Origin of the sequence: Mycobacteroides chelonae CCUG 47445, assembly GCF_001632805.1 — a bacterium.
Taxonomy (GTDB): Bacteria; Actinomycetota; Actinomycetes; order Mycobacteriales; family Mycobacteriaceae; genus Mycobacterium; species Mycobacterium chelonae.
Genome location: NZ_CP007220.1, coordinates 4,786,579 through 4,798,900, shown reverse-complemented (window position 1 = coordinate 4,798,900; position 12,322 = coordinate 4,786,579). Strand labels below are relative to the sequence as shown.

At 60.8% G+C, this 12,322-nt stretch carries 8 protein-coding genes and 1 pseudogene; 6 read left to right on the top strand and 3 right to left on the bottom strand.

Annotated features, from left to right (window positions below):
- Nucleotides 1–23: 23 nt before the first annotated feature.
- Nucleotides 24–1,658 carry an AMP-binding protein gene (locus BB28_RS23385; protein WP_046256118.1) on the top strand — a complete coding sequence of 545 codons (1,635 nt, stop codon included), beginning with the start codon at nt 24–26 and terminating at the stop codon, nt 1,656–1,658.
- Here the strand turns inward: BB28_RS23385 and BB28_RS23380 are convergent.
- Nucleotides 1,655–2,548 (bottom strand): amidohydrolase family protein, encoded by an 894-nt coding sequence (locus BB28_RS23380; RefSeq protein ID WP_046255265.1) that lies wholly within the window; start codon nt 2,546–2,548, stop codon nt 1,655–1,657. The genes BB28_RS23385 and BB28_RS23380 overlap by 4 nt on opposite strands.
- Before the next feature lie 133 nt (nt 2,549–2,681).
- On the opposite strand from BB28_RS23380, the gene BB28_RS23375 reads away from it, so the two are divergent.
- From BB28_RS23375 to BB28_RS23365, 3 genes are read left to right on the top strand one after another with little or no spacing between them, the layout of a single operon-like run.
- Nucleotides 2,682–2,894 carry a heavy-metal-associated domain-containing protein gene (locus tag BB28_RS23375; RefSeq protein ID WP_046256117.1) on the top strand — a complete coding sequence of 71 codons (213 nt, stop codon included), beginning with the start codon at nt 2,682–2,684 and terminating at the stop codon, nt 2,892–2,894.
- A complete protein-coding gene (locus BB28_RS23370; RefSeq protein WP_046255264.1) occupies nt 2,891–3,856 on the top strand; it encodes a hypothetical protein in 966 nt (321 codons plus the stop codon). The genes BB28_RS23375 and BB28_RS23370 overlap by 4 nt, the downstream gene beginning before the upstream one ends.
- Before the next feature lie 21 nt (nt 3,857–3,877).
- Nucleotides 3,878–6,163, top strand: coding sequence for a heavy metal translocating P-type ATPase (locus BB28_RS23365; RefSeq protein ID WP_046255263.1), 2,286 nt, complete (start codon nt 3,878–3,880; stop codon nt 6,161–6,163).
- 578 nt (nt 6,164–6,741) lie between these two features.
- Here BB28_RS23365 and BB28_RS23360 read toward each other — a convergent pair.
- Entirely contained in the window at nt 6,742–9,558 is a 2,817-nt protein-coding gene (locus BB28_RS23360) for an MMPL/RND family transporter (RefSeq protein WP_046255262.1), read from the bottom strand.
- On the bottom strand, nt 9,555–9,992 hold the full coding sequence (locus BB28_RS23355) for an MmpS family transport accessory protein (RefSeq protein WP_052740348.1): 438 nt from the start codon (nt 9,990–9,992) through the stop codon (nt 9,555–9,557). The genes BB28_RS23360 and BB28_RS23355 overlap by 4 nt, the downstream gene beginning before the upstream one ends.
- A gap of 491 nt (nt 9,993–10,483) precedes the next feature.
- Between BB28_RS23355 and BB28_RS25745 the strand changes: the two are divergent.
- Together BB28_RS25745 and BB28_RS23345 are read left to right on the top strand one after the other, a co-directional pair.
- Nucleotides 10,484–10,673 (top strand): annotated as a pseudogene (locus BB28_RS25745) (pyridoxamine 5'-phosphate oxidase family protein); the annotation flags it as partial.
- Between the two features lie 426 nt (nt 10,674–11,099).
- Nucleotides 11,100–12,290 carry a lipid-transfer protein gene (locus tag BB28_RS23345; RefSeq protein WP_109550545.1) on the top strand — a complete coding sequence of 397 codons (1,191 nt, stop codon included), beginning with the start codon at nt 11,100–11,102 and terminating at the stop codon, nt 12,288–12,290.
- The last annotated feature ends 32 nt before the right edge of the window (nt 12,291–12,322 follow it).

Below are 12,322 nucleotides of genomic sequence, written 5' to 3'. Positions count from 1 at the left end.
GTGTCACCGCGATTCGCCAGCATGTGAAGGCGAACGCTCCGGCCATGGCCACCGGCGCTATCGACTACACGGTCCTGTTGCGCTCGGATCTGGAGCGAATCGACTTCTACGATTCACGTAGCCACCTGCACGCACTCTCGGGAGCGGGCCTGGTCCGTACCATCCGGATTCGCGCCGCGGCGCTCGCTGCGCGGGGCCTGCGCCGGGGCGACCGCGTGGCCATGGTCGCCGCCAGTGATGAGGAGTACCTGAGCACGCTGCTGGCGGTGCTGTTGTTGGGCGCGGTACCGTGCGCGATCGCCCCGCCGCCCACACCCTCGCGGCCGGAATCGGCGGGTGTGGCACACCTGTGTGCGGCGCTGGAGGTGCTGAACCCGGCCATGGTCATTGCGCAACCGCGCGTCGCGGTGGCGATCACGCACCGGATCGTCGTGATGTACGGCGAGCTGACCGATGCCGATCCGATCGACTGGCCGCTGCGTTCGCACGCAAATCCCGGCGACATCCACCATATTCAGCTCACCTCGGGCTCCACGTCGGCGCCCAAGGCAGTGCTGTTGACACACGGCAATGTGGTGCACAATGCCGGCGCAATCGCCTACGGCACAAGGGTATTGCGCGGACGCGACCGGGTGTTCAGTTGGCTGCCGCTGTACCACGATATGGGTTTCATCCAGGTACTGGCCGGTCTCCTCTACGGTCTGCGGGTCGGTGTGATGACCCCGATGGGGTTTCTGCGGGATCCGATGTCATGGGTGCGGCACATGACTCATCACGGTTCGACGCACACGGCGGGCCCACCCTTTGCCTACCGGGCCGTGTCTGACGCGATCAAGCGCGCCGGCGCACTTTCGGACGTGGACCTGTCTCGACTGCGGCATGCCTACGTCGGCGCCGAGCCCATTCCGTACTCGGTGATGTGTGATGTCACCGAACAACTCGCGCCGCTGGGGATGCGGGCAGATGCACTGGTGCCGTGTTACGGCATGGCCGAAACTGTGCTCGCGACAACCGTTGCACTGCAACCGTATCCATTGGGTGCGAAGACCTTCGGAAGAGTGCACGCCCGGAAGAATCCGGAGGATGAGCAGCCAGTCGTGTCCTGCGGACAAGTGGTCGACGGCCTGCTGTTGCGGATCACCGGACCTGCTGGCGATCCGCTACCCGATGGTGCCGTGGGCGATATCCAGGTGAGCGGACCATCGGTGATGTCCGGCTACCTGACCCCCTACGGTGGGGTCGCGGCGCCCGAGGATGGATGGCACGACACCGGAGACCGAGGGTTCCTCGCCGATGACGAACTGTTTGTGGTGGGGCGGCGCAAGGAGATGCTCATTGTGCGCGGGCGTAACTTCCCGCCCTACGACATCGAGCGAGAGATCGACAGCATCTCCGGCGCCGGAGGTGTCTCCGTCGTCTTCTCCCTGCCCGACGAGCAACGTGCCCGGGAGTCGGTGGTGGCCGTGGTGGGAACCCGGGTGGCGGCAGATGAGTACGGGGAGCTTCGCACCCGAATAGCCGCCGGTGTCCGTGCCGCGTTCGGCTTCTCCCTCGACGAGGTGGTGCTGGTGCCGGCTCGAACGATTCCCCGGACCACAAGCGGAAAACGCCAGCGGCTCAAGGTTCGTCAGGCCTACCGAGACGGACTGTTGATCTAGCCGTTGACGCCGAACAACGCCGCCGCGTTGTCGTACAGCGCTCCGCGTACCCAGGCGTCATCCGCTCCGGGGACGGCTTGCAGGGCGTTGATCGCCTCAGCGTATCCGTAGGGGATGTTCGGGAAATCGCTCCCGAAGAGGATTTTGTGGCGCAGGTCCATCAGCCTCGGATAGTCCGCCTCCGGGAAGGGCGCCTTTTCGTTGGAGAACGCGGTGAAGGCCATGGTGGTGTCGAGCCGCACCTCGTCGTAGTGCATGCAGATGTCGAGGAATTCGCCGTACTCGGGCATGCCCATATGGGCGATGATCAGGCGTAGTTGTGGGAATTGCTTCAGCAGCACCCGGATTCGCTCCGGCCCGGTGAATTCGCCCGGTGCCGGACCGGACCCGCAATGGATGACGACCGGAATCCCGGCGTCCTCGATGAGGCCCCATACCGGGGTGAGCAGGGGATCGGTGGGGGAGAAGGCCCCGACCTGGATGTGGACCTTGAAGACGCCGGCGCCCGCCTCGATCGCCTCCGATACGTACTCGGCGGCTTCGGGTTCGGGAAAGAAGGTGGCGGTGTGGATGCAATCGGGGGTCTGCGCCGCGAACTGCGTGGCCCACTGGTTCAACCAGGCCGCCATCTGCGGTTTATGCGGATAGACCAGTGAGGTGAACCGCAGCACCCCGAACTCTCGCAGCGTCGCGACGCGCTGGGATTCCTCGGCGCGATAGGTGATCGGCCAGGGACGCCCGACCAGCGGCCCCACCGAGTCGAAGTAGCCCCACACCTTGTCCATGACGGATTTGGGCATGAAGTGGGTGTGCACGTCCACGATCCCGGGGATACCCAGCGACTGCCAGATCTGTCTGATCGGTGCCGGGTCGAAGGCTGATTCGGACATACGCCTATCTATATCAACCGGCCTGCGCAGACCCATCCGGGGAGCCGGTTGGGAGTAGCGCAAGATACCCGACGGGGGTATGGTCTGAGTCGAGATACCGATACCCCACCGGGGTATGAACGAAAGGATGGCGATGCACTCGAGCGAGTATCAGGTCACAGGGATGACGTGTGGACATTGCGAGATGTCTGTTCGCGAAGAGGTCGGCGAGGTAGACGGCGTCGAGAGTATCCAGATCAGCGCGAGCACCGGCAAGCTCGTCGTCGGGGTGGACAAGGACGTCGATGACGCGAAGATCCTGGCCGCAGTCACAAACGCAGGCTATTCAGCGGTCCGAGTCGCGTGAACGCGGCGGGCCGGCTGGCCATCTTCAGCACCGTTCTAGCGGTGGGGTTTGGCTGCGCGTACATCGTTGCTTCGGCGGTGGTGCCTGATAGCGCGGTTGAAAGTTGGGGCGCCACCGGACACACGATGGAGGGTAACGAAATGAAGGAACACCAGGGAGCTGCACACGGTTCGGCCGACGACGTTCAGGGGCTGTCGTTAGGAAGAGACGGCTACACGCTGTCGGTCGTGGGTGCACCCATAAGGGCAGGCGTGGACGGTGAGCTGCAGCTGAATATTTCTGGCGCAGATGGCGGGCCACTGGTCGAATTCGCCACGACGCATGACAAGAAATTGCATTTGATCGTGGTCCGCTCCGATGGTGAGGGATTTCGGCACGTCCACCCGACTTTGGACGCCACCACAGGCACGTGGACGGTGCCATGGAAATGGGATGCGGCCGGCAGCTATCGAGTATTTGCCGACTTCCGGCCGGCTGATCGTCACGATGCACAACCGTTGACGCTGAGTCGTGTGGTGAACGTGGCCGGAGACTTCACCCCTGTGCGGCACAACGCGATTCGCACTGTCGATCAGGTGGCGGGCTTCACGGTGCAACTCAATGGCGAGCTGAAAGCGGGTGCCGCGGGAGAACTGACGATGACGGTTACCCGAGAAGGGCAACCCGTGACCACCTTGCAGCCCTATCTCGGCGCCTTCGGGCATCTGGTTGCCCTGCGTGACGGGGATCTGGCATTTCTGCATGTGCATCCCGAAGGCGCAGAGCCGATGGCGAACCAACACGGAGGCCCGTCCATCTCGTTCATGGCACAGGCACCCACAGCCGGCCGATATTTCCTCTACTTGGACTTCCAGGTAGAGGGCAGAGTCCACACAGCCACGTTCGTTGTTGATGCGTTGCCGGGTGTCGACGGCTCGGAGGCGGGATCCTCGCATGGGTCGGCGCACTCCGGTGGCCACTAAACAAAGCGATCGGGTCTTGAGATGAATCGTGAGGAGACGCATGTGAATGTGTCACTGGTCCCAACCAAAGCGGCCGGCATCGAGCTAGACATCGGCGGGATGACGTGCGCGTCCTGTGCAAACCGAATCGAACGCCGGTTGAACAAACTCGAAGGTGTAACGGCCACAGTAAATTACGCCACAGAGAAAGCGGCCGTGTCGGTACCGGAAGGTTACGACGCGGAGTTACTGGTTGCCGAGGTAGAGAAGACGGGCTACACCGCGTCGCTGGTGCTCGAAACGCCCCAGCAGGAACGCTCGGAGGACACCGCGCGTGACGCAGCCCCGGAGCTCCTGTCGTTGCGGAACCGATTGCTCGGTGGGACAGTGCTTTCGGTTCCGGTTATCGCCATGGGGATGGCGCCGGCCCTGCAGTTCACCTATTGGCAGTGGGCATCGTTGGCGCTCGCGGCACCCGTTGTCGTATGGGGCGCATGGCCATTCCACAAAGCGGCGTGGACCAACCTGCGGCATGGCGCCGCAACCATGGACACGTTGATATCCGTGGGCACGATCAGTGCATTCCTGTGGTCTCTGTACGCGTTGTTCTTGGGTACCGCAGGTACTCCGGGCATGGTGCACCGGTTTGCGCTAACACTGCAGCCCTCTGATGGCGCGGCGAACATTTACCTTGAGGCCGCTGCCGGCGTCACCACCTTCGTCCTGGCCGGTCGGTATTTTGAGAAGCGCTCCAAGAAGGAAGCGGGTGCGGCGCTACGGGCTTTGCTTGAACTCGGCGCAAAAGAGGTATCGGTTCTGCGCGACGGCACTGAGACGAAGATTTCTATCGACGAACTGGTTGTGGGGGATCAGTTCGTTGTCCGTCCAGGAGAGAAGATCGCCACCGACGGCGTCGTGGTTTCCGGAGCATCGGCCGTGGACGCCTCGATGTTGACGGGTGAGTCGGTTCCCGTAGAAGTCGCCACGGGGGACGCCGTTACCGGTGGCACCGTTAACAGCGGCGGACAATTGGTCGTGCAGGCGGCGCGAGTTGGGACAGATACGCAGCTGGCGCAGATGGCCAGGCTGGTCGAGGCCGCTCAGACAGGCAAAGCGCATGTGCAGCGGCTCGCCGACAGGATCTCGGGCGTGTTCGTACCGATCGTCATCACTGTCGCTGTCGCCACCCTCGGTGCCTGGCTGGGAGCCGGGTTCCCGGTGTCTGCCGCCTTCACCGCAGCGGTTGCAGTGCTCGTGATCGCATGCCCCTGCGCGCTTGGTCTCGCCACTCCAACGGCACTGCTCGTTGGTACCGGCCGAGGGGCGCAGATGGGCGTCCTGATCAAGGGGCCGGAAGTGCTGGAGTCCACCCGTCGGGTTGACACGGTGGTGCTGGATAAAACCGGAACAGTGACAACGGGCAAGATGACGCTCGTTGAGGTAATTGCCGAAGACGGTACCGATCGGGCGCAGGTGCTCAGGTTGGCCGGCGCGCTCGAGGACGCATCGGAACATCCAATTGGACAGGCTATAGCGCGGGCAGCCCGTGCTGAGATATCGAATCTGGCTGCGCCCGTGGATTTCACCAACGTGGAGGGGAAAGGTGTACGGGGAATCGTCGACGGGTACGCTGTGTTGGTCGGTCGGGAATCCTTGCTTGCCGACTGGTCACAACACTTGAGCGACGGGATGAGTGCGAGCAAGATTCGTGCTGAGCGCCAAGGTAAAACGGTTGTCGTAGTTGGGTGGGATGGTCAGGCCCGCGGCCTGCTTGTCATCGCTGACACCGTCAAACCAACAAGTGCCGAAGCTATCGCAGGACTACGGAACCTCGGGTTGAACCCCGTGCTGCTGACTGGTGACAACGCTGCGGTCGCTCGCCAGATTGCCGACGAGGTTGGCATCAAGGACGTAATCGCCGAAGTTCTGCCCCTCGACAAGATGGCTGTGGTGGCCAAACTGCAGTCCGAGGGCAAGCTTGTGGCGATGGTCGGTGATGGCGTCAACGACGCTCCCGCGTTGGCGCAGGCAGATCTGGGTCTGGCGATGGGCACCGGCACCGACGTTGCGATCGAAGCCTCGGACATCACGTTGGTACGTGGTGACCTGCGCAGTGCGGTTGATGCGATTCGGCTGTCGCGCAAGACGTTAGGAACTATCCGTACGAATCTGTTCTGGGCGTTTGCCTATAACGTCGCCGCGATTCCTGTTGCCGCGTTGGGGATGCTCAACCCCATGCTTGCGGGCGCCGCAATGGCGTTTTCCAGTGTGTTTGTGGTCGGCAACAGCCTCCGCTTACGCGGTTTCAAGAGCACCTCTCTGTCATAGACCACAACAAGTGCCCCAACCCAAGAAGAAGGAGAGGTAAAGAGAATGAGTGATCCCACCGAAGCAGGCAGCGGCTCGTCGTGCTGCTGCAGCGGATCTGCCGACACCCAGACTGCTGAAACGACTGAAGCAGGCGCCAACGAGCTCGGCGCGGTGCAGGCTACAAACAGCTAGGTTATTTGGACCCAAGTCGGCCGGCTGTGAAACTCCGTGTGGAGTTCGCAGCCGGCCGACTTTTATCTATGGTCGGTGACGGTTCTAGCGGGCGAGTGGCCCCGTCGTGCTGCATGCCAACTGCGTACCGGCTCTGGCTCATCCGGCTCCCGCGGGAGCGTGACTACCATGCGTCAGGCCCCGGACTTGTGGGGCGAGCATGAGTCCTGCCGGCCGCGTGGACGGTCCGCGGTAGGCGGCCCGCACCTGAATGCCGCCTCAACCCCGAACAGGTTGTGGCACAGCCTCTATCCCCTTCGGCACGGTGTGTCCTGGATGTTGAAATGACGCCGCTCAGCATCCACCAGGTTGGTGAATGCTGAGCGGCGAGGGTATTGCAGGTCAGCCCGCTGGGCGGCTACGGATCAGACCGTGATCTCCGTTGGGGTGCGGTCGATTCGGTGCGGCCACCAGAACCATCGACCGAGAATTGTGGCGATAGCCGGCACCATGAAGGAGCGCACCACCAAGGTGTCGAGCAGCAGACCAATACAGATCGTGGAACCTACCTGCCCTACCGTGCGCAAGTCGCTGACCACCATTGCCAACATGGTGAAGGCGAACACCAGGCCAGCGGTAGTCACCACTCCGCCAGTGCTTCCCATGGCGCGTACCAGGCCGGTCTTGATTCCCGCGCCGACTTCCTCTTTCAAGCGGGAGATGAGCAGCAGGTTGTAGTCAGATCCGACGGCCACCATGATGATGAAAGAGATCGGCAGAACCAGCCAGTTCAGATCCTTGCCGAGGAGATGCTGCCAAACCAGAACGGACAATCCGAATGCTCCCGCGAAGGAGAACACCACCGTACCGAGGATGACGATCGCTGCGGCGAAACTCCGGATTATCACCAACATGATGACGAATATCAAAGCGAGGGTTGCTATTGCGGCAACAGCGAGGTCGTACCGCGCGCCGTCCTTGATATCCCAGAAGTTCGTTGCTGCCCCGCCGATGTAGACATTGGCGCCGGCCAGGGTGGTGCCCTTCACCGACTCACGTGCCGTTTCGTAGATCGTTTGAGCGCGCGCTATACCTTCCTCCGACATGGCCTCACCCTGGTGAGTGACTATGTACCGCGCCGCTTTTCCATCTGGTGAGACGAAGAACTTGAGGTCGATCTGAAAGTCTGGATTGTCAAAGGCTTCCGGCGGTAGGTAGAAGAAGTCGTCGTTCTTCGCCGCATCGAAACTTCTTCCGAGATCTCGCATGTTTCCACCAAGGTCGGAAATCTGAGGCATGAGTCCCTGGAAGGTGCTCTGCATCGTGAGCAGCAATGTCTGCATGCGGGATGTGTTCTCGATCATGTCGCCGAATTGGTCAGCCATCTGCGGCAGTACTGTCGCGAGAACTCCGGAGGTTGTCACTGAGTTATCGATCTCGTCGACCATCTTGTCGAGTCCATCCAAGAGGTCGAAGGCCGACCGGAGTGCACTACAGACCGGTATGTCGAAACAGTGGTTCTCCCAATAGAAGTAGTTTCGCAGTGGTCGAAAGAAGTCATCAACATTCGCGAGTTGATCTCGCATCTCGCCGGCAATGATGCGCATTGACTTCGACGATTCGTGCCCCAGCGCGGCAGCCGCTGCTTGCTCATTGGTGAGGGCCTGCATGCGTCGGGTAAGCGTGATCATGTTTGTCAGGGTGTCCGACATGATTGTCATATCGGCCATCCGATCGTCGATGAACTGGATGTTCTCGCCGATTTTGCTGCCCATATACCCGAGGGAGAACGGTAAGGAGCTGTGTTCCAGTGGCGTTCCCAGGGGGCGGGTGACGCTCTGCACCATCGCGACACCCGGCACACGGAAGATGTTCTTGGCTACCCGGTCGAGGGCGAGCATGTCTGTCGAGTTCCGCAGATCGTGATCGGCCTCTATCAGGAGCATTTCGGGGGAGAGCTTGCTTTGCGGGAAATGTCTATCGGCGGCCTGATACCCAACATTGGATAGCGTGTTCGTGGGCTGATGTTCGCGCTCGTTGTAGCTGATCCGCAGCGTTGGCAGGGTAATCACACCAACGAGCACGGCGGTAGCGCTAGCAATCAGGATCGGCACGGGCCAACGGGCCACGCTGGCGCCGATGCGCCGCCAGCGCCGAGTCTTGATGGGCCGCTTCGCATCAAACCACCCGAAGTGACTGCCCACGGTCAGCAGCGCGGGTCCAAGCGTAAGAGCGGCCGTCACGGCAACGAGCAGACCCATGGAGCAGGGGATGCCCATGGTGCGGAAGTAGTTGAGTCGGGTGAAACTCAGACAGAATGTCGCCCCGGCAATAGCAAGACCGGACCCCAGAATCACATGGGCTACACCACTGAACGCTGTGTAGTAGGCGGTCTCTCTGTCCTCGCCGCGTTGGCGGGCTTCCTGATATCTGCCCAGTAAGAATATGCCGTAATCAGTACCCGCACCGATGACAAGTGACACCAGCATCGAGGTAGTGAATGATGAAACTTGCGCTATCCCAACATGTCCGAAGAGTGCAGCGATTCCTCGGCTTGCCATCAACTCGATCATGACCGTGGCCAGCACCATGAGCATGGTTGCGATAGAGCGGTACACGAAAATGAGGATCACCGTGATCATCACGATCGTGGCGAACATCATCCGATTGAGGCTGGCGTCGGCACTGCGCTGTGAGTCCGTGGCGAGCGGTGCTGAACCGGTCACATGTGACTTCAGCCCTTGGGGGAGAGGGACACTGTCGACTGTTTTCCGAACCGAATCTATGGACTCATTGCCGAGCGCTGCGCCGGCGCTGCCGGCGAGCCGGATGAGAACATACGACGACTTTCCGTCAGCACTCTGGTTTCCGGCCGCGGTCGTGGGGTTCCCCCACAGGTCCATGATGTATTGGACATGCTCTTTGTCTTCCGACAGCCGACTTACCAGAGTGTCGTAGTACTGATGCGCTTCGTCGCCTAGAGGATTCTCACTCTCCAACACGATCATGGCCACGCTGTTGGTGTCGGATTCCTTGAAGGCCTCGCCAATTCGCATCATCGCGACGGATGACGGTGCATCATCGGGAACCAGTGGTACCGCACGCTGATTGATGACTTCTTCGATCTGTGGGACGGCCCCATTCAGCGCCATCACCACCGCAACCCATAGCAGGATTATTGGTATCGATAGCTTCCGGATGATCTTCGCGAAGAGCGGCCGTTTGGCGTGACTGTTGCTCATGCGGACAGCACCGTGCACGAGACGGCTGCGTGTTCGGCAGTGACCGAGTGTTCGGAGCGAACCACGTCGTTGACCCTGATGCGGCAGCCAATGTAGTTGCCGTCAGTCTGCGCCATGACGCTGGCGACTGCTGCGGTCTGCACCGTTGTCTCCGTATGCGACCACGGCAGGGCGGTGAAATCGACCCGGTTCGGCAGGGTTCCCACATCGAGGTAGTTGAGCGATCCGGATTGCTCGACGGCGCCAAAGATCTCGTAGGTGATGTTCTTCGGGTTGAACTGAACAACCTCGGAGCCAATTCCATTGACCGCGGTGGATGCCTGGCGACCCACGCCGAATCGTCCCCGCACCTGCCAAATCGATGCGCTGGCAACAGCTAGCACGATCACAACGGCCAGGACCAGCCACGTCCGTTTGAGAATCGAAAACAACATCACGATTACCTCTCGCAGTTAGCCCAGATCCAGAAGAAGCACTCCGCCCGGCGACCAAAGGGTCGGCACTGGGCACGGGTGGTGCTCGTGACACCCCAACGAGGATCCGGGTCGCATCGGGTAGTCACGTGGCCGCCGTGTCCTGGGGTCAGACTCCTTTGTCCAGGTAAAGGCGACATAGTGGGGAACCTTATACCGGTAGGGGGTATATGGCAAGCGCCTGTCGACCCTCCTGGTTCTATTTGGGCACGCCCCCGCGAGGGCGTAGTTTCTTTGAGGTGGCCGGATGTTGGGTGCATGTCTGGCCGGGAAGCCTTGAGCCACGTCAGGTTGCCCACCCTCCCTGCTTTATACCCCGTTGGGGTATAAAGCAGGGAGGCGGTGTGGTCTGAGCTCGGAACCCGGCGCTCCCGAGCTCAGCGACTTCGTCGAGACCTATCGGTGAAGCGGGACTTGAACTCAAGTGGAGTTGAGACATTAGCGTCGTGGGTATGGCATTTAGAACCGATGAGATCGCCTTCATGAAGGACGCCGACCTCGGTCGGCTTGCAACCATCCGGCCCGACGGCGCACCCCAGGTGAGCCCCGTTGGATTCACCTACAACGAGGAACTCGGCACCATCGATATCTTCGGCTACAACATGAGCCGAAGCGCCAAGTACCGCAACATCACCTGCAACGAGAATGGCGACGGAGCTTTCCGTGCGCTATCTACCACCGGCCGGGTAGCCGTGCACGCAATCGATTGCCGCCAAGGGATCTCGTCAAACTGAAGCGCCCAAGTCTGGTCCGGTGCTTGTCTGGGCCCGTGTGAGAAATACCCCAGGCTAAACCTGGAGGCGTTCCTCGACTCCGCGTGCTCGCCAGGCGATCACATTAAAAACCAACAACAATGTTTGTTTCATGCGTCAAACCAGGACCTACCGTCTATCTCGAGCCTCACGAAAGACCATTTTGCGCAGATACAAGGGTATTTAAGATCCTCTGAGCTGGTGCGAACAGGATCGCGCAGCTGAATCAATCGTTGACAACATACCAACCAGTCTGTATGTTTCCGATTCAACAGGTCAACGTGATCACGCGATGACCTCGGATGGAAGGACAGCGGTGCCAAACAAGGTTTACGTCGTTGGTGTCGGGATGACGAAGTTCGAGAAGCCGGGGAGCCGGGAGGAATGGGACTACCCCGATATGGCGCGCGAATCCGGTGGCAAGGCGCTCGCCGATGCCGGGATCGATTACCGCCTCGTCGAGCAGGCGTACGTCGGATATGTCTACGGGGAGTCGACGTCTGGGCAGCGAGCCGTCTACGAGCTCGGTATGACGGGTATTCCCGTGGTCAACGTCAATAACAACTGCTCAACCGGATCGACCGCGCTTTACCTTGCAGCGCAATCGATCCGGGGTGGGTTGGCAGACTGCTCGCTCGCACTGGGATTTGAGAAGATGCAGCCGGGCTCGTTGGAGGCTTCCTACGACGACCGTGAGCAGCCGATGCAGAAGCACTTTCTGGCGCTCGCCGAAATCAGTGAAGTGCTGTTCCCGCCCGCGCCATGGCTATTCGGGGCGGCAGGCCGTGAGCACATGAAGAACCACGGCAGTACCGCCGAGCATTTCGCCAAGATCGGCTACAAAAATCACAAGCACTCAGTGAACAATCCGTACGCACAGTTCCAGGACGCGTACACACTCAACGACATCCTTGCCTCGCGTATGGTGTACGACCCGCTGACCAAGTTGCAGTGTTCACCCACCTCGGACGGATCGGGTGCTGCGATCTTGGCATCGGAATCCTTTGTCGAGAAACATGGTCTCGCAAGTCAAGCCGTGGAGATTGTGGGCCAGGCGATGACAACCGACTACGAGAATTCATTCGATGGCACGTGTAAGGCGCTCATCGGATATCACATGAATGTCGCAGCCGCTCGCAGCGTCTATGAGCAGGCGGGCCTGGGTCCGGAGGACTTCCAGGTGATTGAGCTGCACGACTGTTTCTCGGCCAACGAACTACTGCTCTATGAAGCGCTCGGTCTGTGTGCCGAGGGCGAGGCCGCCAAACTTATCGACAACGATGACACCACTTACGGGGGGCGTTGGGTTGTAAACCCTTCGGGCGGACTAATTTCGAAAGGCCATCCGCTGGGGGCGACTGGACTAGCCCAGTGCGCCGAACTGACCTGGCAGCTGCGTGGCACCGCCGATCGTCGACAGGTGGACAACGTGACGGCCGCCCTGCAGCACAACATCGGTCTCGGTGGCGCGGCTGTCGTCACCGCTTATCAACGTGCCGAGCGCTAACGCGCACGTTGCACGCAATCCCGAACACATCA